The sequence below is a fragment of the Paludibacter sp. 221 genome, assembly GCF_010501035.1.
GTDB lineage: Bacteria > Bacteroidota > Bacteroidia > Bacteroidales > Paludibacteraceae > QVMH01.
Window position 1 is genome coordinate 1 of the sequence record NZ_QVMH01000050.1, and the last position, 24,369, is coordinate 24,369.

Sequence of the window (24,369 nt, forward strand, 5' to 3'; positions counted from 1 at the left end):
AACTAATTCGCAATGAATTAGTTGGGATTAATTGTTTGATTTGTGAATAGCCCTAAAAAAGTTACAGCATATCATAATATACTGATATGCCGTAACTTTTTAGATTTTTATGCCTGTCTGATTATTTTATTGACACATTAAGTTCATCAAGTACAATACGGATTTTTTCGTATGTCTTAATTGTATTAGGAACTAATGGCAAACGGAGCTTATTTTTGATAAATCCCATAACGGCAAGCATACTTTTAACGCCGGCGGGGTTGCCCTCAACAAACAGAAGTTGGAACAACTCGGTAAAATAATGGTGTATTTGGCGGGCATTATCATAATCACCTTGCAGAGCAAGGCGTACCATGCGGCTGAACTCACGTGGAAATGCATTTCCTATAACAGAAATAACCCCGCAAGCACCTAATGTGATAAGTGGAAAGGTGATTCCATCGTCGCCCGAAATTACCAAAAAATCCGTAGGCTTATTCTTTATAATGTCATCTATCTGGGTGAAATTTCCTGATGCTTCTTTTATTGCACATATATTGGAAAAATCTTTAGCAAGCCGTATCGTAGTTTCGGCGGTCATGTTTATTCCCGTACGCCCCGGTACATTATATAGCACTATTGGGAGTGGAGAGGCTTTGGAGATAGCAGCATAATGCTGATAAAGACCTTCTTGTGATGGCTTGTTATAATAAGGAGTTACCGATAAAATAGCATCTACCCCTGCAAAATCTTCAGTTTGCAGTTTGTTTACAATAGCTTTGGTATTGTTACCACCTACTCCCAATACGATAGGGCAGCGTCCTGCTACACAATTAATTATAAAATGGGTAACTTCGTCTTTTTCTTCCTCGGTAAGTGTCGGGGTTTCGGCTGTAGTTCCACACACTACCAAGTAGTCTGTTCCATTTTTTATCTGGTGTTCGACTAAACGGGCTAAAGCTTCGAAATCAATCGATTCATCTTCTTTAAAAGGCGTTATAAGCGCTACGCCCATTCCTGTCAGTTTATTCGTAATCATTTTGTAAAAAAGCTAATTCTAATTTGACACAAAAATAAGGTTTTAATCTGTTGTTTGTATCTTTTTTAGGTAAAAAATTATCTCATCAAACAAAGACTGTTCATTTAAGCCCGTTTTTTTATTATCCGGGCTTTGTTTGAAGTCCAGGATAAAATCGTATATATTATTTTTGGATATTTTAGACCCTGTTTTCATCGTAGCATTACTGTATAGTACTAAATACGACAGAGGAAGATAAGTATGCAGAGATAAATCAATTAAAAGGTCGAATTTAGTTGCTAACGCTTCGTTGATGATTTTTTTATTGGGCTTTTCAAACAGGTTGGTATCCTTACGGCAAAAAACCTTCACTTCAGGAGGGGCTTCTAATATCTTTTTTGCATTAACAAATCCCCATATTGTTATCTCCTTGCCATCTTTTTTTAGCTGTTGGGCTATTTTGTTCACCGCATGGTCTGTTTTTTCGTTACTTTCATATATAAGTAAAATACTTTTAGCCTTTTCGTAAGTTACAAAGCGTTGTTTTCTGGGATTCTTTTTAGCTTCCTTCTTAACGGCTCTATCAAATATATCTGATTTAATACTCATGCAATCCTGTTTTATTTCAATTATTTCTCGCTTAGCATTTTTAAGAACTCGTCTTCGTTAACGATTTCGATTCCAAGTTTTTCAGCTTTTTTCAGTTTTTCAGGTCCCATGTTTTCACCTGCCAGTATCATGGATGTTTTAGCGGAAACACTTCCTATATTTTTTCCTCCGTTCTGTTCAATCATCGCTTTATATTCGTCGCGCGAGTGGAGGTTGAATTTACCGCTGATAACGATAGACAAACCTTTGAGTTTGTCGCTTTGCTTTTTCATACTCTCTTCGGACAAGCTCATCTGAATACCGTGCGACTTTAACCTGCTAATGGTTTGCTTGTTTTGCTCATCGGCGAAATATCGTATCACGCTATCGGCAATTCGTTCACCTATTTCATCTACGTTTGTCAATCTCTCTAAATCAGCGTTTGCAAATTCATCAATATTTTTGAAAGCATTTGCCAGTTTTTTAGCAATGGTTTCGCCTACAAAGCGTATTCCTAATGCAAAAACTACCCGCTCGAAAGGTACAGATTTAGACGATTCTATCGAGTTTATTATGTTCTGTGCCGATTTTTCGCCCAACCGTTCAAGTTTTGCTAATTCAGCAACATCAAGCTCATATATATCGGCAATGTTGTGAAGCATTTCATTTTTGTACAGCAGGTTCACCGTTTCGCTTCCAAGCCCTTCGATGTCCATTGCCTTACGGCTTACAAAATGCTCGATTTTACCCTTTATCTGAGGCGGGCACCCGTTCTCATTAGGACAATAATGTGCGGCTTCGCCATTATACCGTATCAGTGGAGTACCACATTCCGGGCAGTTTTTTATAAAAACCACTTTGTCGCCGATAAGAATACGCGAATCTTTGTCGACCCCCGTAATTTTCGGGATAATTTCGCCTCCTTTTTCTACATATACCATGTCGCCGATATGTAAATCAAGAGCTTCGATGATGTCGGCATTGTGTAACGAAGCACGTTTTACAGTTGTACCCGACAGTTGTACGGGGTCGAGATTGGCCACCGGAGTAACCGTTCCGGTACGTCCTACCTGATAAGATACGGAGTTTAGCCGTGTAAGTGCTTTTTCGGCTTTAAATTTGTATGCAATAGCCCAGCGTGGCGATTTAGCTGTAAAGCCTAAAGCACGCTGTTGGGCAAGCGAATTTACTTTTATCACGATTCCATCGGTAGCAACAAGCAAGTTTTTACGTTCTATATCCCAATAGTTGATAAACTCAAAAACTTCTTCTTTGGTTTTACAAAAACGTGCTGCATCCGAAATTTTGAATCCCCACGATGCCGCAGCCTGCAGGTTCTCATAATGCGTATCGTAGGGCAGATTATCGCCTAACAAGTAATATAAATAAGCATCCAGTTTACGGCTGGCAACTATAGCCGGATTTTGTTGTTTTAATGTCCCCGACGCGGCATTTCTTGGGTTGGCAAACAATGGTTCTTCCTGTTCTTCGCGCTCCTTGTTCAGAGCTTCAAATACATTCCACGGCATTAGTATTTCGCCACGTATTTCGAACAAAGGGGGATAATTTCCATGCAGCTTTAAGGGAATACTCCGAATGGTTTTTACGTTTTCGGTAACATCGTCGCCTTTTTCTCCGTCTCCCCGTGTAATGGCTTGGGTTAATATACCATTCTCATAAATCAACGAAATGGATGTGCCATCGTATTTGAGTTCGCAAACAAGCTCCGGCTCTTCGTGCAAGCTCCGTGTGGTGCGTTTGTAGAAATCATCAACTTCCTCCTCCGAGTATGTGTTGGATAATGAGAGCATAGGATATTTATGCTTTACTTGCTTGAAGCTGGTATTTATATCGCTCCCAATGCGTTGTGTGGGCGAGGAGGGGTCGGCATACTCAGGATGCTGTTTTTCCAAATCCTGCAATTGTTTGAGTTTCATATCAAACTCAAGGTCGGATATAGTAGGCCGGGAGAGTACATAATAATTATGATTATGTTCTTCAAGCTCTTTGCGAAGTGATTCTATCTTTTCTTTTATCATCAATAATTTATACTACATTAAACATATACTGCAATTATATATAATCTTGTATTCATCTTATGGCGAATCATCTTTTTATATTCATGCAAAGATAGTTTTTTTCAAAATACGCGGAAACTTATATTACAGAATAATTTGAAATCAAAAAAATAATAACTGTGTCTATAGAGATAATTTATATGCTGCATAAATAAAAGAACTTATTGATACAGCTACTCTGTTTCGTTAAATATTTGCCTCAAAAAACTAAAGCCTTTACATTTGCATCCACATTCTTCGAGCAAAAATGAAGAATGAAAATTGAAAAATGAATCTTTCTCTACAAATATCACCTCAAAAAAATGCTTTTACAAACGTTAAAATGTTTGTAAATAACGTTATTATGTTAGAGAGAGAGAGAGAGAGAGAGAGAGAGAGAGAGAGAGACTTGTAAGCCTCTCCCTGAGCCATTTATCAGCTTTATATTCGGACGTTCGTCCGTTTTCCAATCAAAAAACATTCAATATAATTATATTACCGAAAGAGAGGATAATTCTCTTTTTCGGGCTTTCTGTATTTACCGCTGTCGATGTTGTCAAAATATCGGTAGCGGTATTATTTTTTGTTTTCTATTTATATCACATGAATGTTGTTGTGTGTTTCACAGAGCCACACCGAGTCGTTCACGGAGTTTCGCAGAGTGTTATTTACCTCTGGCGTTGCTCCGTGTTTTTCTTTGTGTGGCTTTGTGGGATATTTTTTCTTCAAGCAGGACACGGACTACAAGTCCGCGCCAGCGGGGGGCGAATAAGTTCGAGCGGCAATCCGATGATATGCTAATAACGGATTGCAAATCCGAAAGGACAATAGAGGGAAATAGGAAAAATAGTTTTTGGGAGACTTTAAATATGTATGTAGAGGCGAAAAATCTTTCGCCCGAATAAGAAGAATATTACCCGTAAAGCGGACTCGAAGCCGCTATACGGGACAGGAACGGGAATAAAACCAAATACTTATAACTAATAATTAACCATTAATAATTAATGCCACCGTGTTTAAAAAAATAATAATTAAACATTAATAACTAATAATTAAGTAATCATGAACAGAAAACAATTTTTACGACAGACTTTAATTTTATTCTGTCTTTTTCAATTTTCGTTTTTCATTTTTAATGTAAATGCTCAGGTAACTATTGGTGCCGACCAAGAGCCTCAATCTTACTCGCTGTTGGAGCTGAATACTACAACGGTAAAAGGTGGGATTCAGTTGCCAAAATTGACTACAAACGAGCGTGACGCGCTTTTGAGTAGTAAAACAAGCACTGAAAAAGGAGTAGCTAAGGGCTTGACTATTTACAACACTACTACTGATTGTTTCGATGTGTGGAACGGTACTGCATGGGTATCGCANTGGGCAGAAACTAAAAATGCAACCGCCCTTACAGGTATTGGTGGCGAATCGGCTACTATCAGCGTAGCGGCTACCGGTATTGGTACGCTAAAGTACCAATGGTACGAAGTGACGGCTAACAGCAATGCTGTTCCTATGGCTGTGACAGATGGTACGGGAGGCGATTCAGATACTTTTACTCCCGACTTAAGTAAATTGGGCATGCGTCGTTATTTTTGTAAAGTGACTGATGCTAATAAAGTAAGTGTAAACAGTAACGTTGCCGAAGTGGCTGTAGGCTGTGGTGCTAAAACCGTAGCGGGCGGTTGGAGTAAGTTTATGTGCTACAATTTGGGAGCTACTGTTACAACTATTTCAGATCAAGAGGCTTATAGTGCAAGTGGTAATACAGATGCTACTGTTTATGGCGATTTGTACCAATGGGGGCGTACTCGCGATGGACACGAAAAACGTACAAGCGGTACTTCTACTACTCTTGCTACAGATGTAACTACAGGTGGTACAACTACTAACGGTGTTACTACGGGCGGTATTAATGCCTTTATTAAGGTTACTACTTATCCTTATAACTGGACATCTGCTACTACTGCCGACCTTAATTGGCGTAACCAAAAAAACGGTACTTACGACCCATGTCCTACAGGTTGGCGTGTACCCGCTCAAGGTGAGTGGAATGATATCTTCCGTGGTGGTTCAGCTCCCGGTGCTTCGGGCACTGCTGTAGCTAATACTTGGGCATGGCATGCTGCTGCTAACGGTACTGCCGGTTACGAAGTGAAACCTGACGGTGAAACTACTACTCTCTTTTTGCCCGCCGTCGGCTATCGCTACAGCGCTAATGGCGACCTTTACAACGTAGGTGCTAACGGCTACTACTGGAGTGGTAGCCTTAGCAGTACGTACTCGCTCCACATGACCTTCAATGGTAGTGGTGTGTACCCTGCGTACGTAACGTACCGTTCGAACGGCTTCGGTGTACGATGTATAGCGGATTTGTAAATGTAACAGGGACAGAATAATTATTCTGTCCCTGCTTATGTTCAGTCGCAATTATTTTTTAATTGCGACTTTTAGTTCTTTTTTTGACTACTAAATCTTTTCAATTTTTTCTTGAAGGTCGATTTCAACACTGTTTTTGTCATAAAATTTGTACTGTAAAAAACCTAATTGCTGCGAAGGGATAATTTTAAATCCTCGTCCGTATTGCTTTTTCCATTTGCGTCGGATAGAGCAAAATCCTTGGTTTATATAGGCATAAACATAAGGATGGATGTAAAGCACAAAGTTTTTTACATTCAGTCTTTTTACCAGATATTCAATCTTGCGCTCCAGTTGGTCGGTAAACAGGATAGAAGGTTTTATCGTTCCCTTACCGTTACAAGTAGGACAATTTTCCTCAAGATCAATATCTACTGCCGGGCGTACGCGTTGCCTCGTCATTTGCATCAGGCCGAATTTACTCAGCGGAAGTATGTTGTGCTTGGCTCTATCGTCGGCCATAAATTCACGCATCTTCTCATATAAGTTCTGACGGTTTTCTCCTTCGTGCATATCGATGAAATCGATAACAATGATACCACCCATGTCGCGCAAACGAAGTTGACGTGCAATTTCTTCGGCCGCTGCCAAATTTACTTCATATGCATTTTGTTCTTGTCCGTTTCCGGCTTTCGAACGGTTACCGCTATTCACATCAACCACGTGTAATGCTTCGGTATGTTCGATAATAAGATAGGCTCCGTTTTTGAAAGAAACTGTTTTACCCAGCGACGATTTTATTTGTTTGGTAATGCCAAAGCTATCGAAAATGGGTGCTTCCTCCTTGTAGAGTTTTACAATGTCTTTTTGTTCGGGAGCAATAAGTTTCACATAATCATGTACTTCGGTAAAAATGTTTTTATCGTTTACATATATGTGTTTAAAACTGGGGTTGAACAGGTCGCGTATTATACCTACGGTACGGCCTATTTCTTCCAGAATAAGGGTTGTTCCTTTTGCTTGCTGAGTTTTTACAATAGCTTCTTCCCAGCGTTTTACCAGTATTTTCAGCTCGTTGTCAAGTTCTGCAACTTTTTTATCTTCGGCAACCGTGCGGGCAATAACTCCAAATCCTTTGGGTTTAATGCTTTGTATCAGTTGCTTAAGCCTGATGCGCTCTTCTTCGCTTTTTATTTTTTGCGATATAGAGACTTTATCTGCAAAAGGAATTAAAACTAAGAATCGTCCTGCGATTGAAACCTCAGCAGTCAAACGCGGACCTTTGGTTGATATTGGTTCTTTAGCTACCTGTACAAGTATTTCTTGTCCGGTTTGTAATACATCGCTGATTGAACCGTTTTTGTCTATTTCCGGAAGCGATTTAAATTTTTGAGTAGCAGGTATCCGCTTCCGGTCGCTTTGTGCCTGTACTGTAAAAGAACGAAGTGTGTTGAAATTTGAACCTAAATCAAGATAATGAAGAAAAGCGTCTTTTTCGTAGCCAACATCCACAAAAGCTGCGTTCAAACCGGGCATAATTTTTTTCACCCGTCCCATGTAGATATTACCCACCGCAAAGAGTTCTTCGCGTCCTTCTTGGTGTAGCTCTACAAGCCGTTTGTTCTCGAGCAGCGCAATAGATATTTCAGTTGGTTTAACATCAACTACTAATTCGCTATTCACTTTTTATTCTTGTTTAATTAGTTTCATTTTAAAAGTCTAACTTTTTCAAAATAGTGTTAGTAACTATAAAAAAACAAACTTAAAGCTATGGTTGCTATAAGTTTGTTTATATTCCTTAGGACTAAAGACTAACCAAAGACTTTATTTCTTTTTATGTCTATTTTTTCTTAGTCTTTTTTTACGCTTATGCGTCGACATTTTATGTCTTTTTCTTTTTTTACCGCTTGGCATAATATTATTATTTTATATGTTATACAATTACTTTTTTACTTGGCTCATAAACGTTTTTGCCGGTTTAAATGAAGGGATGTTATGAGCAGGAATAATTATAGTAGTGTTTTTTGAAATATTACGGGCTGTTTTCTCAGCACGATGCTTTACTATAAAGCTACCAAATCCTCTCAAATAAACGTTTTGATTTTTTGACAACGAGTCTTTTACTGTTTCCATAAAAGCTTCTACAGTTGCCAACACAGTAGCCTTATCAATTCCTGTGTTTTTGGCAATTTCGTTTACAATGTCTGCTTTAGTCATTTTTTATAAGTTTATTAATTAGATATAATTATAATGTTTTTAGATTTTCTCAAAAAGGACTGCAAATATAGGTTATTTTATTCTGAATCAAAAACATTTGAACTTCTTTTTTTTCAAAAAAAGGTTTTTAGATATTTTTAATCCGATTCTTTCCGAGTAAAATAAAAAAATGATTTTATTTTAACAGTTCTTCTATCTCTGTTAATTTCATATTGCGTCCCATGATAGTTCCTTCCTTGTTTATCAGTATTGTACATGGTATTGCACTTACAGCATAAAGTTTAGCCGCAGCATTATCCCAGCCTTTTAGGTCTGAAACATGTATCCATGACAGTTTGTATTTCTCTATTGCTGGTTTCCAAGCTTCTTCGCCGACATCGAGTGAAACTCCTAAAATTTCTAATTTGGAACCTTTGTAATTGTTGTAAAACGCTGTAAGTTCCGGAAACGAACGCACGCATGGAGGACACCACGAAGCCCAGAAATCTATTAGAACATAATCTGTTTTTCCTACTAATTCGGATAACGAAAATAAATTACCGTCACTATCATTTAATCGAAAATCAGTAAATTTTTTCCCGATAGCAACTTTGGTTTCAGCCTCAGTCCGTTTGATAATGCTTGTTATTTTTTCGTTCGATTTTGTATCTTCATTCATAAGTGAAATTATAGATTCCTTTTCGCTTACCGACATATAATAATAGGAGTCGATAAATACCGCTTGTCCTGCCGGTTTGTTTATATGTTTTTCTGAAAACTTTACATACGATTGTACGTTTTCTTCCGGTTCTTTTCCTGTTAATTTTTTTTCAAAATTATCAATCAGCTTGTTTTGTTTACTTCCTGTTATGGATATATTACCATCGTTGTCGAAATGAACTTTCAGATTCCGGTTTTCCAATACGAATATTTTTTCGCCTCTCCATTGTTTCTGCTCGTTATGATAACTCAGATAGGCAATAGTTGGCTCAGTAGCGTTTCCTTTTATCTCAAAACTACGATTTTCTACGGTAGTTTTATCGTCCTTACTTACCCATTTTGTTCCTTCCAGTCTTTTTATTTGTATCAGTGTTCCGTCGTAATCAGGATTATCAAAACTGCCTGTAAGGGTGTATTGGTCGGATGAGCATGATACTAATAATATAACCGTAAATAAGCATAATAAAATCTTTTTCATTTTGAGGTGTTTTATTTGTACATTTGAAACTTGGTGAATAACTACATGAAAATAAAATAATTTCACCCTGCAAAGGTGCGAAATCCCCTGAAAATAAACAAGAAAGCTTGAATATTTCTTGATTTGTTTTTATGAACAGTTGCAGAATACATGACAAAAAAATGTTGAATATTTTTTCGGTCTGTTGTGGCCACTCTTCTGACCTTGTCCGGTGAGCCGAAAAACAAGTGAGAGGAGCGTAAAAATACTCACTGTTTGAGCGTAGCGAGTTTGAGGATTTTAGCTCCTTGAGCGTAAGTTTTTCGTGCGAAGCGGGCAGAGTCTTGAATGCGCCGTTTAAGCGAAGGCAGAATCAAGTTTACTTGAATTTTGCTGAGCGTAGGCGCTTCAATGAAATTAGTTTTTGTTCCTTTTGCATCAAGGCAAAAGGAAGTAGATGGATGTTTTTAATAAATGAAATCTTTGATTGTCAGAAAAATACTGATATTATTCAGCTTTTTGTCATATACCTATGAACAGTCGTTTTATGAAAAATATATATTCAGACATAATAACAAGTTGGTATCTCCAAAATAGGCGCGATTTGCCTTGGCGAAACACATCTAATCCATATCATATCTGGATTTCGGAAGTTATTTTGCAACAGACAAGGGTAAATCAGGGAATGGATTATTACCTGCGTTTTGTAGAGCGGTTTCCTACAGTGAAAGTTTTGGCCGAAGCTGATGAAGACGAGGTTTTGAAGTATTGGCAGGGGTTGGGTTATTACTCGCGTGCTCGGAATTTGTATAAGGCGGCAAAAAAGATAATGAGCGATTATTCCGGCCGTTTCCCCGATAAATACGAAGATATTCTGAGCCTGAATGGGATAGGAGAGTATACAGCGGCGGCCGTTGCTTCGTTTGCTTATAACCAGCCTTATGCTACGGTAGATGGAAATGTTTACCGGGTTTTGTCGCGCCTGTTTGCTATCGAAACACCCATTGATACGGGTACAGCTAAAAAAGAGTTTATGCAGTTGGCACAAGAGCTTTTATCGCCGGAGAATCCGGCATTGCACAATCAGGCAATGATGGAATTTGGAGCCTTGTATTGTGTTCCCGTTTCGCCCGCTTGCAGTAATTGTGTACTGAAAGGCTTGTGTAAGGCGTATGATATGGATATGGTAAGCCTGCTTCCGAAAAAATCGCAAAAAACGAAAGTAACAAACCGCTATTTCAACTATTTATATATCGACTTTGAGGGCAGTACGTATTTGCAAAAACGGCTGAAAAACGATATCTGGCACAATTTGTATGAGTTTCCGTTGATAGAGTCGGATGAGTTGCTGCCGGTGGATAGGTTATTTGACAATGAGTGTTTTAAGGAGTTGTTTCAGGGGGTTGAAAATATACAGATAAAAAATGTATCAAAACCAGTGAAGCATGTATTGAGCCATCGTAATATATATGCTCAATTCATATCTATTTCAATTTCGAACGAAAGCGAAGGCTTAAAGCACTTTATAAAAACCCCCATCAACAGTATCGACAAATATGCAGTATCGCGTTTGATAGAGAGTTTTTTGGAACGTAATGAGCCTATCAAATAGTCGCTAATCGGGTGTGCTGTAACGCTGGTTTATTTTTTCAATATTAGCAATAGCTTTCTGTATCTCTTTTTCGAGCATTATCACGTCTTTTTTTGCAACCCGTAGGTTATATGTTTCTGCCAACGCCTTTTTGTCCCCGTTTGTAAGATAATATGTGTAATTTCGCTTTCCTTGTAATGTCACTTTTATTCTTTCGTTCGCATACTGTGCTATAAATACAGGCACTTCGGCTGCAAGCTCATTTTTAAAAGTTACTATTTCCCAGTATACGCCTTCGTCGTTAAATTCGTGATTCATCGGGTTATCGGTAGGGATATCGTTAGTCTGTACATAAGATTCGCCTACTGATACTTTCAAATTAGTATGAGATAATTTTGTTGTCCCGGTGTAATTGCTTATCAGGTAAAAATCAGCATTTTCATCAACGTATGCACGCAGGTAAGTACGCTCTATGTTAGCTTCGAGCTGTAAGGTTTTGTAAACAAAGTTTCCTGTGTTTTGATAATTCTCGTTTTTCTCGAACCGGAAATTTTTTGCTATAGAATCGGCTTGTTGCTTTTTTATTGGCAATATGCTGTCGCAGTAAGCTAATATCCTTAAATTTTCTTTTCTTGTAATTGTGTCTTCCAATGCCTTTGCTGTACGGCGTGCATCCACCATACGAGGGTATAGTATGTGGATGCTGTCTAATTCTATTTTAGCCGTATTCAACAGGTTATTCTCTATCAGTAACTCTATGTTTGACAACCGCTGTTGAACCTGTGTTTTTTGTTTTTTCTCATTCGAGTTGCAGGAAGAAAAAACAATAAATACCAAAAAAATCAGAAAAATAATATGTCTTTTCATAACACTGGAAATAAAAACTGCTAACTAATAGCATTTTAGTTAGCAGAAGTTATATGTTGTTTAGTTATAATCTTTTTTAAGAAATCAGTTCTTTCATCTTTTTAGGTGAAATTTCGGCCATGTCGGCTTCTGCTTTCGAAATTTCCCGTTTCATCGAGCACGTACCGTCAAACACGGCTTTGGGTTCTACGATTAATATTTTGGTTTTGATGTCACCTACAACAACTGCGCTTTCACGCAAGGTCAATGTGTCCGAAACCTCAATTTTACCATCTACTTTACCCAATATCTCAGCAAATGTACACTGTACTGTACCTTTGAGGAAACCTTTTTGCCCGATTACAATTTTACCACTGCAAACAATATCGCCTTCTATCTCGCCATCGATTCTAAAATCCTTATCTGCAATGATTTTTCCTATTATTTTACTTCCGTGAGTTAACGAATTATAGATAACTCCTGAACTTCCTGATATATTTTCTTTTGCCATAATACCTGTTTAAAAACTTTTTTCAAAATTATTGTGTCAAAGTTACAATATTCTTTTTCAATATCAAAAAAATAAATTCTGTTTTAATATTTAAAACGATTACCTTTGTGTTTTTATTGTTATGATAGTTGTAGTATGGATATAAAATATTTAAAGCACAATGAAATAGACTATGTTGCTTGGGATGAGTCCATAGCATCATCACACAATGCTTTAGTATATGCACAAAGTTGGTATTTAGATATTGTTTCGCCCGGCTGGGAAGCGCTTGTGTCATCTGATTATGAGTATCTTATGCCATTGCCTGTAAAGCGCAAATATGGTATCCCTTTTTTGGTACAGCCTGTTTTATCACAGCAACTCGGTATTTTCTCCTCCCAAAAGATAGATGAAAAAATTCTTCACGGTTTTATACGAAAAATCCCTTATTTGAGTTATCATTTAAATCTCAATGAAGGCAATAAGTATTCGAAAGCCACATCATACCCCAATTATGTGTTGGATTTGAACAAAGGTTATGAGAAATTGCATTGGGCTTATTCGAAAAACACAAGGAGAAATATAAGCAAAGCCACTAAAATAGGTATATATGTTAAGTCGGATATATCTGTTGAGGAGTTTTGTGATTTTTATTTTTCGGTAGAAAAAAGCACTGCCGAGTTGAATAAAGAGCTTGTACATAAACTTATCGAGAACGGATATAACCGTGGTGCAATCGAGCTGTATGCGGCTTTTTATCCTGATGGTGAATTGATTGCTGCACTTTGTCTGTTGAAATCGGAACATCGGTTGATATACCTGTTGCCCGTTTCAAATGCTAAAGGTAAACAATGGTCAGGCATGTTTCTGATAGTAGATGAAATTATACGCGACAAATCGAAAACAGATGTATTGTTAGATTTTGAAGGTTCACGTGTAAGTGGAGTTGCCCGCTTTTACCGGGGGTTCGGTTCGTACAACAAACCATACTATCATGTGGAACGCCTGAGTATTCCACGTATGATGGATTTATTTAAAAAGAAATGAAAGTATTGTTTTTATCAGCTTGGTATCCCAATCGTTATGATGCTATGGCAGGCTTGTTTGTACAAAAGCATGCCGAGGCCGTAAATTTGTATTGTGATGTAAAGGTGCTTTATATTCACCTTGATGAAAACATTAAAGAGATAGAGATAAAGAACCAATACCACAATAAACTGAATGAGATTATTGTATATTATCCGGTAAAAAAAAGAAGCTTTTTTCATAAAGCATTAAAAGCACTCGCTTTTTTTAAGGCGTACAAAAAAGGTTTTGAATATCTAAACGAAACAGGCTTTTCTCCCGACATATTACATGCAAATGTTCTTACCCGCACCGGATTCATCGCATATCTTTATAAAAAAAGAAATAAAATCCCTTATGTAATAACCGAACATTGGAGCCGCTATTTGCCTGAAAATTTTTCGTACAACGGGTGTGTGCATAGAAAAATAACAGAGTTAGTAGTAAAAAATGCATCTGCAGTTATGCCGGTATCAGGGTTGCTCGAAAAAGAAATGAAAAAGAATGGTTTACACAACCCTTGTTACAAGGTGGTAAGTAATGTTGTAGATGATTTCTTTTTTGAAAAACCGCAAAAAAAAGAGAATAGAACAATAAAAAGAATATTTCATATATCATGTTTCGATGATAAAGCTAAAAACATATCCGGTATTTTGAAGGCTGCAAAAATGCTTACAGAGAGAAGAACTGATTTTGAACTGATAATTATTGGTACAGGTGCTGATTACAATCAGATATTAAAGTATTCAAACACTCTTGACTTTCCACTTGGCAGTGTGATGTTTTTAGGCGAAAAAACTTCTGAAGAGGTAGCATGGTGGTTTCAGAATAGTGATTTTTTTGTGTTGTTTTCAAATTACGAAACAGCAGGAGTTGTTATAGCCGAAAGTTTAGCGAGCGGAGTACCTGTTTTATCTACACCTACGGGGATTGTCCCCGATGTTATTAACGATGATAACGGAATTGTAGTTGAATTTAAGAATGAGAAAATGCTTTGCGATGCAATGAACTATATGCTGGACAACCACAGTAAGTATGATGTTGAAAAAATAAGAGGAAGTGCGTATGATGATTATTCTTACGAGAGTGTAGGCAAGCGTATATACGCGATATATTCGAAAACACTAAATGTTTGAGCTTGATAGAATTCCGGATTAATATAAACAGTGGGAACATTGATTCAGAAAATAAAAATAATATTATCGAGGTATTCAAAGGTTTTTGAGAACTATTTTTTTATGACATTTTTGCAGGGAGCAAACATGTTGATAGGGCTTTTCCTGTATCCTTATTTAATAAGGGTTTTAGGACAAAGTAATTATGGAACGTATGTTTTTGTTTTTTCGAATATCAGTTTTTTTATTTCTTTCATTTCATTCGGTTTTACTTATCCGGCATTAAAAAAGGTATCGTTACAGCCCGAAAATGCAGATGTGAAAAATGAAACTGTTTCCGGTGTTTTTACAGCTAAGTTTTATTTGTTTTTAGTATCAGTCCTTATCCTTTCTTGCTTAATTGCATTTGTTCCGTTTGTCAAAACCAATGCATGGTTGTATATCATCATTTTTTCTACAGTGCTGAACGAAGTTTTATTTCCTGTATGGTATTTTCAGGCAGTCCAAAAAATGAAGTATGTTACTTTTGTACAACTGTCAATTAAATTGCTGTCGATACCTCTTATCCTTATTTTCGTAAAATCTCCCGATAATTTGCTTTTATATGCTTCTATAATGTCAGGTTTGACTGTTTTGGGTGCTGTATTCTCGGTATTTTATTTAAGGGTGAAAGAGGGAGTTGTAACTCGTTTTGTTTCGTTAAAATCATTAAGGACATTGTTTTCTGACTCGCTTCCGTTTTTCTGGACATCAGCATTTGGTACTGTAAAACGGGAAATGGTGACTTTGATAATAGGCACATTTTTTAATATGAGAGATGTGGCAATATACGACTTGGCAAACAAAATAGTAATGATTCCCCGTTTAATTACTAATAACATCAATTCAGCAATATTCCCCAGTATGATTGGAGATATCCAAGCCGGTAAAATTAAAAAAATTATCAGGCACGAGAGTATTATTGCTTTAGCGACAATACTATTGATAGTAGTATTTGGGTATTGGGCTGTTTTGCTTCTGGGGGGTAAGGGCATGCTTGCAGCTTATCCTATGGCAATTGCTTTAAGCATTACTATATATACATACCTTGTTGTAGGTTGTTATATCAATTATGTGTTTGTTCCTCAGAATAGGTATTATTTTGTTACTAAAAACCAGTTTGTAGCGCTTGTCTCATTTCTTGTATTGACATTGTTTGGTGTTTTTGTTTGTAAAAATATACTGTTGATAGCGTTGGCATATTCTCTGTCAGGAATCATTGAAATATTTTATTGTAAATATGTAATAAATAAATACAAGCTTTATGAGTTTTGAAGTATCTGTTTTAGTGCCTGTTTACAATGTGTCGGCATACATCGAACGATGTGTTCATAGTCTATTTCGACAAACTTTTCAAGATATAGAATATATTTTTGTAAACGATGGAACACCGGACGATAGCATCGAAAAACTTTATCGTGTAATGGAAGAGTATCCCCATCGAAAGCCCGATGTTAAGGTTATACATTTAGAAAAAAATGAAGGAACCTCGGTTGCTCGCAATGTTGCTATTGAACACGCCACAGGGAAATATATATTATTTGTTGATAGCGATGATTATATTGAAAAAAATATGGTCGAGTTACTCTATAGCGAATTAACAAAAGAAAATGCAGATATTGCAGTTTGTGATTTGATAAGTGAATATCCTACATGTAGTGAATACATAGAAGACACAGTTCCTGAAAATGTAGCAGATTACTTTCGCGAACAAATAATAAATGATAAATCGCAGTCATATTTATGCAATAAGCTTATCCGGCAGGAATTTTATAAAAAAGAAGATTGTAAGTTGCCTGCAGGTATAAGTTATTTAGAGGATAGGTATTTGATGGTTCGTTTTTACTACTATGCCAAAAAAATAGTCAAAGTTAATAAAGGGCTGTATCATTATATCCGCTACAACCAAAATTCCACAACCAGTTCAAGAACAAATTTGCATTTTGAAAATACGATTGCTTTTTGGACAGAAACAGATAAATTTATAAGAGAAAATGCAATAGATATTGATAAAGACATTATAAATCGCTTGAAAGTAGAAAGCAAAGCACATTTGTTTTCGGATACAGACTCTTTACTACTCAGTAGAAAATATGCGTGGATGTTTCGCGATATAGAATTGAAATACATTAGCACCCTTCGTACAGGAGAAAAAACAATATTATTCTTCACCCACTACAAACTATATAGATTAGCTCACATTACCCGCAAACTGCTTCATTGGAAGAACAGGAACTCCCATTAAAAAGGGGCCTGCAAAATCAAAAACAAACATAAGAATTTGAGTTTTGTTGACAATTAACTTTGGCAGTTTCAATAATCTTTCTTATTTTTGACGCTCGTGTCAAACTTTTTTGTCAGTAGATTTAAATGATTGAAAATCAAACAACAGAGCGTAAGATAATAAAAGCAGCCGAACAGGTTTTTATCGAAAAGGGATTGAATGGTACGAAGATGTCTGACATTGCAGAGCGTGCCGGTATAAGCCGTACTACACTCAACTATTATTACCGTACCAAAGAAAATTTGTTTTATGCTATTATTGAGCAGGTTTTTGATACACTGCTTCCCCGCCTTGAAAACCTATCATTGTTGGAGGGCGACATCAATTCGAAAATTGATACTATCGTTGATATTTATGATGAAATGCTGAGAAAGAACGAATACGTCCCTCGTTTCGTATTATTGGAAATTCAGCGTAATCCTAATCAGATTCATGATTTTGTAAAGCAAAATACTAAAGCACAAACATACCTCAATGCTTTAGATATTATGATTGGTAAAGGAATGGAGGTCGGGAAAATTTCAAAAATAGATAAGCCGCAATTGGTGAGTACTTTTTTCGGGTTGATATTCACTCCCTTCTTACTTGAACCGCTTTTGGCAATGTATCGCGAGCCTCAAAAGGAGTCGCGCAATGCGTTTCTTGACGAACATAAATTGATTGTAAAGAAACTTATGAAGGCTTATTTCGAAGAATAAAACTTGTAGCTCGTAACTAAATACCTTGTAACTATTTATAAAACTATGCAAAAACGTCATTCCGACAGAAAATTGTATTTTGAAGAGCAGGTTTGCACTACCGAGAAATATGTAATTCCTTTTATAGAACAAATAAAGGAAGTAAAGGAAGGGATGTCTGTGCTCGAAATAGGTTGCGGTGAGGCAGGCAATTTAAAACCATTCCTCGACAGGAGGTGTAAGTGTTTGGGTATTGACTTGAATACTTCAAAAATAGAGATGGCTAAGGAATTCTATGCTGACCATGCCTATAAAGATAATTTGAGTTTAATCAGCGAAGATATATATAAATACAAACACAACGAAGGTACTTTTGATATTATCGTCATGCGCGATTTTATCGAGCATATACCCAATCAGGAACGCTTTATCAATCAGTTGGGAGCTTATGCCAATGAAAACACCGTAGTGTTTTTTGCCTTTCCACCGTGGCAAAATCCTTTTGGAGGGCATCAGCAAGTATGTCAGAGCAGGCTTTTATCCCGTTTGCCCTATTTTCATTTATTGCCTAAAAAACTGTATCGGGGTACATTGAATGTCTTTAAAGAGCGGCAAAGTCTGGTAGATGAGCTGTTGGAAATAAAAGAGACTGGCTTATCCATCGAGCGGTTTGAGAAGATAATGGATAATTCGCCATTCAAAATAGAGTATAAAGTTTCGTATTTCATAAACCCTAACTATGAAATTAAGTTTGGTCTGAAGCCGCGTGTAGTATATAAAGTGGTCGATTCCATGAAGTATCTCCGCAATTTTACAATAACTTGTTTATATTGCGTAGCTACGTTGAAGTAAGTAAAAACAGTGTATTTCAGAAAGATAGTTTTCTATGATAAATATAGGTTTAGATGCAGGTTCTACTACTGTAAAAGTGGTGGCTGTAGACGAAAAAGGTAGTATCGTATTTAAAGAATACAAACGCCACTTTGCCGACATAGCAGGTACGGTGATGTCTTTGTTTGAGCAACTTAAGGAGAAACTGGGTGATGTCCACGCACACTTATCCATCACAGGCTCGGCGGGTATGGGTATTGCCGAGCGTGCTAAAATTCCGTTTGTGCAGGAAGTTGTAGCGTCGTGCGAACTGATTTTAAAGGAATTTCCATCTATTCGGACATTGGTTGATATTGGGGGAGAGGACGCTAAGATGATTTTCTTCCGCGAGGGAAAATCGCCTGATATCCGTATGAATGGTAATTGTGCAGGAGGCACAGGCTCTTTCATCGACCAGATGGCAACTATACTCAATGTGGAAGTAAGCGAGCTAAGCTCACTGGCCAATCATGCAAAAACGATTTATCCGATAGCATCGCGCTGTGGTGTTTTCTCTAAAACGGATGTACAAAACCTCTTAGCCCGCAATGTGAGTAAGGAGGATATTGCAGCTTCTATCTTTCATGCAGTGAGCATGCAGGTAATAACATCGCTTGCGCGGGGTTATAAGATAGAGCCTAAAGTATTCCTTTGTGGTGGCCCTTTTACCTTCATACCTGCTTTGCGCGAGGCATTTATTAAGCAGTCGGAGGTAAATGAAGGAGAATTTGTTGTATCCCAATACGCCGAAGTCGTGCCGGCTTGGGGTGCTGCAATTAATGCGTCGGAACAGGTAGAGACGAAACTAATATCAGAATACAGCCGAACAATAGAGGATGCAAATAAGAAAAAGTTTATATACGTAAATAGCCGTTTGAAACCCCTTTTCTGCGATAAAGAGGAACGAAAAGCATGGAACGAAGAAAAACAAAAGTATTCAATTCCAAGTATCGATATAAAAGATTTGCACGATAATGGTTGCTTTATCGGTATCGACAGTGGCTCTACTACAACGAAAATTATAGCAACAGACAGCGAAGGACGTGTATTTTTCCGTTTTTATGATAAAAACAAAGGGAACTCACTCGAAACAGCCACTTACGGGCTTAGCCAATTATATCAGCATACTAACGAAGCCGGAAAAGAATTAAGAGTGCTCGGGAGCTGTGTAACCGGATATGGTGAAGACCTGATAAAAAAGGCTTTTTCGTTGGATAGTGGTATGGTTGAGACTATTGCTCATTATACAGCGGCTTATCATTTTAACCCCCAGGTCAGTTTTATTCTTGATATAGGAGGACAGGATATGAAAGCTACTTTTATCGAGAATGGGACTATTAACCGTTTGGAAATAAACGAAGCATGTTCGTCGGGCTGTGGCTCGTTTATCGAAACGTTTGCACGCTCGCTCAATCATACACCTGAGGAATTTTCCGAAATTGCTTTTCAATCGCAAAATCCCTGCGATTTAGGTACGCGCTGTACTGTGTTTATGAATTCCAAAGTAAAGCAGTCGCTTCGCGAGGGTGCTTCGGTAGCCGATATTTCGGCAGGGTTGGGATATTCGGTCATTAAGAATTGCCTGAATAAGGTACTGAAATTGAAAGATAATTCAGAATTGGGCGACCATATCATGGTACAGGGTGGTACATTCCGCAATCTGGCTGTTATTCGCTCATTAGAGAACGAGTTAGGCAAGAGCGTAATGATTACCGATTATCCCGAACTAATGGGTGCTTATGGCGCTGCGCTCTTTGCTAAAGAGAGTGCGGAAAAGGGACTGAATAATGCCGTATCTCTTAGCGATGTTGTACGTCCTCAGGAATATACCGGTAAGATATCAGTTTGTAAAGGGTGCGAAAACCAATGTACAGTAACCCGTTTCCGTTTTGAAAATGGCAACCGATATTTTTCGGGCAATAAGTGCGAGAAAGTGTTTTGTAATGCAGGCGAACAGACTGTAAAAGGTACGAACATTTACGAAGAAAAATATAATTTACTGTTTGATAGAAATAATAAAAATGCTAATCCCAAAGCCTCCCCTTATGGGGGAGGTTTGGAGGGGGCTGTATTACGTATCGGTATTCCTCGTGCATTGGGAGTTTATGAGGATTATCCTTTTTGGCATGCCCTGTTTGCAGCCTGTAATGTTGAAATCGTACTGTCTGACCCTTCGACAATGAAACTGTACGAAAAAGGCATTTCAACAGTCATGGCAGATAATATCTGTTTTCCGGCAAAGCTGGCTAACGGGCATATATTTAATCTGATAGATAAAAAAGTTGACCGTATATTCCTGCCGTTTGTAGTTCATGAAAGTAAGGAGGACGAACGCACTACCAACAGTTATAATTGCCCTATTGTAACCGGGTATTCGGAAGTAATACGGAGTGCTATCAATCCTGAGCGCGATTATGGTATTCCGTTCGATTCGCCTACCTTTTCGTTCAAAGATAAGAAGCTGATGAAAAAAGCCTGTGAAGAATATCTTCGTTCCATCCTTCCCGGAATGAGTAAGAAGGAGATAGATTCCGCCTTTGAAAAAGGCTTACAGGCACAGCAGGAGTATGAAGATACATTGAATAAACGTTGTAAGGCGATATTAGCGAATGCAGAAAAAGAAAACCGCTTAGTTGTTTTACTCACAGGGCGTCCGTATCATAGCGACCCGCTCATTCAGCATAAAATAGCTGATATTGTAGCCGATTTCGGCGTGGATGTTATAACCGAAGATATTGTGCGGGATATGGAGTCGGCCCCCGAAAACGTTCAGAGTATCATGCAATGGGCATATACAAACCGCATTCTCAAATCGGCTCTGTGGGCGGGAAAAGCTCCCGAAAATGTTCATTACATCGAACTTACCTCTTTTGGCTGTGGGCCTGATGCCTTTATCATTGATGAAGTGACCGATATTCTGAAGCGGAACGGAAAAAATGCTACTTTCCTCAAGATTGACGATATTAATAACATAGGCTCTACCCGTTTACGCATCCGTTCGCTTATTGAGAGTTTGAAGTTCAAGCACGAAGAGAAAGTTATTAAGAGTGCGAAAGCCGTTCATACAAAGCCATTTTTGGATGAAGACCGTAAGCGAAAGATTCTGATGCCTTGGTTTGCCGATTTTTATTCTCCATTTCTTCCTGCTGCGTTTTCACTGCTTGGATACGAAGCCGAGAACCTGCCTCCAAGTGATATGCAATCGGCCGAATACGGATTGAAGTATTCAAACAATGAAATCTGCTATCCGGCGACGTTGGTTGTTGGGGATTTTATGAAAGCCTTGGATAGTGGTAAGTACAAGCGTGAGGAGGTTGCTTTAGGAATAACCCAGACGGGAGGACAGTGCCGTGCTACCAACTATGTAACCTTGTTGAAAAAGGCGATGATAGCCACAGGATTCGAGGATATTCCAGTCATAACAGTTTCTACCTCAGCCGGAACTATCAATGAGCAGCCTGGTTTTAAAGTGAAATGGACAAAGGTTATTCGTCCGGTACTTGCTTGTATGGCCTTTGCCGATTGCCTGTCGCAGATGTACTATGCTACAGCTCCCCGTGAAGTAAAAAAGGGAATCGCCAAACAACTGAAAGATAAATATATCCAGTTGGGGATAAAAGCGCTTGAAAATGCTGATGCAAAAGAGTTTTATACGCTTGCTGAAAAAGCTGCCCATGAATTTGCCCGTGCTAACAATGGGCGTAAAATTCCACGTATAGGGATAGTGGGGGAGATATATGTGAAATACAACAATTTTGGTCATGGCAATATAGTGAACTGGCTGATAGAGCAGGGAGTGGAGCCCGTAGTGCCTGCATTAACTGATTTCTTCACTACCTTTTTTGCAAGCCGTGTGGCTAAGGAAAAAGGGAATATTGCAAACTTTTCTTTCATTACTAAGCCGATTATCAATTTTGCTGAAAGGTTTGTGTTCAATGCCATTCACAAGATGGAGGATAAAGCGGCTGCTTTCCCTTACATTAACAGGGTAGAAAATCCACATGATGCAGCAGCAAACGCCTCGGAGATAATCAACCTGAATGCACAGTTTGGCGAGGGATGGCGTATTGCCGGAGAATTTGCCCATTTTGTCCATATAGGGGTAAATAATGTGGTGAGTTTACAGCCTTTTGGGTGCATTGCTAACCAAGTGATTTCGAAAGGGATTGAGAAGCGGGCAAAAGAGCGTTATCCATCATTGAACTTGCTGTTTCTCGACTTTGACAGTAATATGGCTGAAGCAAATGTGTTCAACCGCCTGCATTTTATGATTCGGAACGCCCAAGAGGAAATAAAACAACAGGAACTAAAAACCAAGACTGCATAATATTATAAAAGGTATACATAATTTTCAGATTTAAATTATATTATTCTGATAATCAGTATATTATATGATTAATTTTGACTTAGGTTTTCTTTTTTGTTTATAAGTCTACTTAAGTACTTGTAATACAGATGATTTTAAAAATATTTTAATTACTACAGGTCGATTAATTTTTTAAACTACAATAGACACAATAGTTTTTCTTTTTGAGGATATAAATCAGAATAACACCGATTGGTGTTATTTAAGAACACAATAGAAGTGGATGCAGATGCATAGAGAACTGGCTATGTGTTCTTAAAAAACAGTTTTCTACTGTGGTTCAAAAAATATCTGGATGTGTTTTACAACGTATGCTGATGCAATGTTCTTTTCTATCAGCAGATTAGTTTGAGCATGAAACCTTATTTTCAGAAATCAACCTTAGTAACATAAATGGTCTTACAGACCTAAACCTTATTAGCTTATTAGACTATCTGACAAATAAGCTAATAAGGTAGATGTTGCTGTCTTATCCTTATTACTAAGGTTTAATAGGGCTATTCACAAATCAAACAATTAATCCCAACTAATTCATTGCGAATTAGTTGGGATTTTCGTATCTTTAGAAAAAACTCCGATAAAAAGGTTTCGTGGCCAAAATCGGGGTAAATCCACTCTAAAAGATATGGTAAAGATACAAAAACTTTCAAGTTTAACACCTACATTAGGTTTTAGTGAATTTGATTTCTATTCAGATTATCGTTCCGGTTTTTCTTCCAGCGCTTTGGGTCAGCTTTATGGTGCTATTCCCTTTTCCTCTTTGGCTAGCCGTTTAGGTTTGCGTGACAGTGCCCTTGGGCGAAGCAGTTATTTTAGTCCAGAAGGTAAACTGGCTCTGATGTTTCTAAAATCCTATACAGGCCTATCCGATTCCAGGCTTATCGACAGTTTGAACAGTAATATCCACTATCAACTCTTCTGTGGTGTACGTATTCACCCCCTTGCTCCCCTTCGTAACTTCAAGATCGTTAGCCAGATTCGTTGTGAGATAGCCTCTTTGTTGGACATCGATTCCCTTCAACAAGTCTTGGCTTCATACTGGAAGCCTTACATGGAGAACCTTTCTGTTTTAATGACCGATGCCACTTGTTACGAGAGCCATTTACGTTATCCCACCTATATTAAGCTTTTATGGGAAGCTGTCGATTGGCTTCATACTCATATGTGTGCCATCTACAAAGAACAGGGCTTACGCAAACCTCGAACTAAATATGATAAACAAGCCTTGCGCTATCGTTCTTACAGCAAGAGTCGTAATCCTCGCAAAAGTCACCGTCGGGTACTTCAGCGTAGCTTGTTACATCTGTTGAACAAATTAATAGGTTTGACCGATCAGGTTCTTTTCAATGTACACCCAAACAAAAACTTTACTAAACGTTATGCGGTGATAAAACAGGTTTATCATCAGCAGCGTATGTTTTTTGAAGGCAAAAAAGTGAAACACTTGATTGTTAGTATAGATAAATCTTATATTCGTCCAATTGTTCGAGGTAAAGAAACCAAAGCAGTTGAGTTTGGTGCTAAAGTAAACACCATACAGGTAGACGGAATCAACTTTATAGAACACCTCTCTTTTGAAGCTTTCAATGAGGGAATACGCCTTGTGGAGTGTGTAAATAAGCAGCAAAGATTATTTCATCGCAGGGTAAAACAGATTGG

The 24,369-nt window shown here is 37.8% G+C and carries 18 protein-coding genes; 10 read left to right on the forward strand and 8 right to left on the reverse strand.

The genetic code is table 11. The features are described 5' to 3' along the window. Window positions 1-121 precede the first annotated feature (121 nt). Genes dapA through ligA form a run of 3 tightly spaced genes read right to left on the reverse strand, consistent with a single transcriptional unit; the run spans window position 122 to window position 3,627 of the window. A complete protein-coding gene (gene dapA, locus D0T49_RS10660; protein ID WP_163631222.1) occupies window positions 122-1,018 on the reverse strand; it encodes a 4-hydroxy-tetrahydrodipicolinate synthase in 897 nt (298 codons plus the stop codon). Window positions 1,019-1,060: 42 nt separating this feature from the next. Then, a complete protein-coding gene (locus D0T49_RS10665; protein WP_163631224.1) occupies window positions 1,061-1,606 on the reverse strand; it encodes a hypothetical protein in 546 nt (181 codons plus the stop codon). A 20-nt stretch (window positions 1,607-1,626) separates the two neighbouring features. Next, on the reverse strand, window positions 1,627-3,627 hold the full coding sequence (gene ligA, locus D0T49_RS10670) for an NAD-dependent DNA ligase LigA (RefSeq protein ID WP_163631226.1): 2,001 nt from the start codon (window positions 3,625-3,627) through the stop codon (window positions 1,627-1,629). Between the two features lie 1,077 nt (window positions 3,628-4,704). On the opposite strand from ligA, the gene D0T49_RS10675 reads away from it, so the two are divergent. Next, entirely contained in the window at window positions 4,705-6,015 is a 1,311-nt protein-coding gene (locus D0T49_RS10675; RefSeq protein WP_163631228.1) for an FISUMP domain-containing protein, read from the forward strand. 90 nt (window positions 6,016-6,105) lie between these two features. Here D0T49_RS10675 and D0T49_RS10680 read toward each other — a convergent pair whose 3' ends face one another. From D0T49_RS10680 to D0T49_RS10690, 3 genes are all read right to left on the reverse strand, one after another. After that, window positions 6,106-7,677, reverse strand: coding sequence for an Rne/Rng family ribonuclease (locus tag D0T49_RS10680; protein WP_163631230.1), 1,572 nt, complete (start codon window positions 7,675-7,677; stop codon window positions 6,106-6,108). Window positions 7,678-7,935: 258 nt separating this feature from the next. After that, window positions 7,936-8,211, reverse strand: a complete 276-nt coding sequence (locus D0T49_RS10685; protein WP_163631232.1) for an HU family DNA-binding protein — start codon at window positions 8,209-8,211, stop codon at window positions 7,936-7,938. A 175-nt stretch (window positions 8,212-8,386) separates the two neighbouring features. Then, entirely contained in the window at window positions 8,387-9,388 is a 1,002-nt protein-coding gene (locus D0T49_RS10690) for a TlpA disulfide reductase family protein (protein ID WP_163631234.1), read from the reverse strand. A 526-nt stretch (window positions 9,389-9,914) separates the two neighbouring features. On the opposite strand from D0T49_RS10690, the gene mutY reads away from it, so the two are divergent. Further along, window positions 9,915-10,979: an A/G-specific adenine glycosylase gene (mutY, locus tag D0T49_RS10695; RefSeq protein ID WP_163631236.1), complete on the forward strand. Its 1,065-nt coding sequence runs from the start codon at window positions 9,915-9,917 to the stop codon at window positions 10,977-10,979. 3 nt (window positions 10,980-10,982) lie between these two features. Here mutY and D0T49_RS10700 read toward each other — a convergent pair whose 3' ends face one another. Then, window positions 10,983-11,726 carry a hypothetical protein gene (locus D0T49_RS10700; RefSeq protein ID WP_163631238.1) on the reverse strand — a complete coding sequence of 248 codons (744 nt, stop codon included), beginning with the start codon at window positions 11,724-11,726 and terminating at the stop codon, window positions 10,983-10,985. Window positions 11,727-11,901: 175 nt separating this feature from the next. Further along, complete coding sequence (locus tag D0T49_RS10705; protein WP_163631240.1) at window positions 11,902-12,315, reverse strand: polymer-forming cytoskeletal protein; 414 nt, start codon at window positions 12,313-12,315, stop codon at window positions 11,902-11,904. A gap of 135 nt (window positions 12,316-12,450) precedes the next feature. Between D0T49_RS10705 and D0T49_RS10710 the strand changes: the two genes are divergently transcribed. From D0T49_RS10710 to D0T49_RS10745, 8 genes are all read left to right on the forward strand, one after another. Further along, window positions 12,451-13,341: a GNAT family N-acetyltransferase gene (locus tag D0T49_RS10710; protein WP_163631242.1), complete on the forward strand. Its 891-nt coding sequence runs from the start codon at window positions 12,451-12,453 to the stop codon at window positions 13,339-13,341. Beyond that, on the forward strand, window positions 13,338-14,495 hold the full coding sequence (locus D0T49_RS10715; protein ID WP_163631244.1) for a glycosyltransferase family 4 protein: 1,158 nt from the start codon (window positions 13,338-13,340) through the stop codon (window positions 14,493-14,495). Before D0T49_RS10710 ends, D0T49_RS10715 begins: the two co-directional genes overlap by 4 nt. Window positions 14,496-14,525: 30 nt before the next feature. Further along, a complete protein-coding gene (locus tag D0T49_RS10720; RefSeq protein WP_370519671.1) occupies window positions 14,526-15,788 on the forward strand; it encodes an oligosaccharide flippase family protein in 1,263 nt (420 codons plus the stop codon). Further along, the gene (locus D0T49_RS10725) at window positions 15,778-16,758 is read left to right on the forward strand and encodes a glycosyltransferase family 2 protein (protein WP_163631248.1); all 981 of its coding nucleotides are present in this window, start codon (window positions 15,778-15,780) and stop codon (window positions 16,756-16,758) included. Before D0T49_RS10720 ends, D0T49_RS10725 begins: the two co-directional genes overlap by 11 nt. Window positions 16,759-16,883: 125 nt before the next feature. Then, window positions 16,884-17,495 carry a TetR/AcrR family transcriptional regulator gene (locus D0T49_RS10730; RefSeq protein WP_163631250.1) on the forward strand — a complete coding sequence of 204 codons (612 nt, stop codon included), beginning with the start codon at window positions 16,884-16,886 and terminating at the stop codon, window positions 17,493-17,495. A 45-nt stretch (window positions 17,496-17,540) separates the two neighbouring features. Next, window positions 17,541-18,326: a bifunctional 2-polyprenyl-6-hydroxyphenol methylase/3-demethylubiquinol 3-O-methyltransferase UbiG gene (locus tag D0T49_RS10735; protein WP_163631252.1), complete on the forward strand. Its 786-nt coding sequence runs from the start codon at window positions 17,541-17,543 to the stop codon at window positions 18,324-18,326. A gap of 34 nt (window positions 18,327-18,360) precedes the next feature. After that, on the forward strand, window positions 18,361-22,671 hold the full coding sequence (locus D0T49_RS10740; protein ID WP_163631254.1) for an acyl-CoA dehydratase activase-related protein: 4,311 nt from the start codon (window positions 18,361-18,363) through the stop codon (window positions 22,669-22,671). Between the two features lie 664 nt (window positions 22,672-23,335). Next, window positions 23,336-24,369 (forward strand): transposase (locus D0T49_RS10745; RefSeq protein WP_163631256.1); only part of this gene is annotated, 1,034 nt, incomplete at its 3' end.

Bases quoted from the DNA above. Each gene is read 5' to 3' on its own strand.
- dapA (WP_163631222.1), bottom strand. From the start codon at position 1,018: ATGATTACGAATAAACTGACAGGAATGGGCGTAGCGCTTATAACGCCT.
- D0T49_RS10665 (WP_163631224.1), bottom strand. From the start codon at position 1,606: ATGAGTATTAAATCAGATATATTTGATAGAGCCGTTAAGAAGGAAGCT.
- D0T49_RS10685 (WP_163631232.1), bottom strand. From the start codon at position 8,211: ATGACTAAAGCAGACATTGTAAACGAAATTGCCAAAAACACAGGAATT.
- D0T49_RS10690 (WP_163631234.1), bottom strand. From the start codon at position 9,388: ATGAAAAAGATTTTATTATGCTTATTTACGGTTATATTATTAGTATCA.
- mutY (WP_163631236.1), top strand. From the start codon at position 9,915: ATGAAAAATATATATTCAGACATAATAACAAGTTGGTATCTCCAAAAT.
- D0T49_RS10705 (WP_163631240.1), bottom strand. From the start codon at position 12,315: ATGGCAAAAGAAAATATATCAGGAAGTTCAGGAGTTATCTATAATTCG.
- D0T49_RS10710 (WP_163631242.1), top strand. From the start codon at position 12,451: ATGGATATAAAATATTTAAAGCACAATGAAATAGACTATGTTGCTTGG.
- D0T49_RS10715 (WP_163631244.1), top strand. From the start codon at position 13,338: ATGAAAGTATTGTTTTTATCAGCTTGGTATCCCAATCGTTATGATGCT.
- D0T49_RS10725 (WP_163631248.1), top strand. From the start codon at position 15,778: ATGAGTTTTGAAGTATCTGTTTTAGTGCCTGTTTACAATGTGTCGGCA.
- D0T49_RS10730 (WP_163631250.1), top strand. From the start codon at position 16,884: ATGATTGAAAATCAAACAACAGAGCGTAAGATAATAAAAGCAGCCGAA.
- D0T49_RS10735 (WP_163631252.1), top strand. From the start codon at position 17,541: ATGCAAAAACGTCATTCCGACAGAAAATTGTATTTTGAAGAGCAGGTT.
- D0T49_RS10740 (WP_163631254.1), top strand. From the start codon at position 18,361: ATGATAAATATAGGTTTAGATGCAGGTTCTACTACTGTAAAAGTGGTG.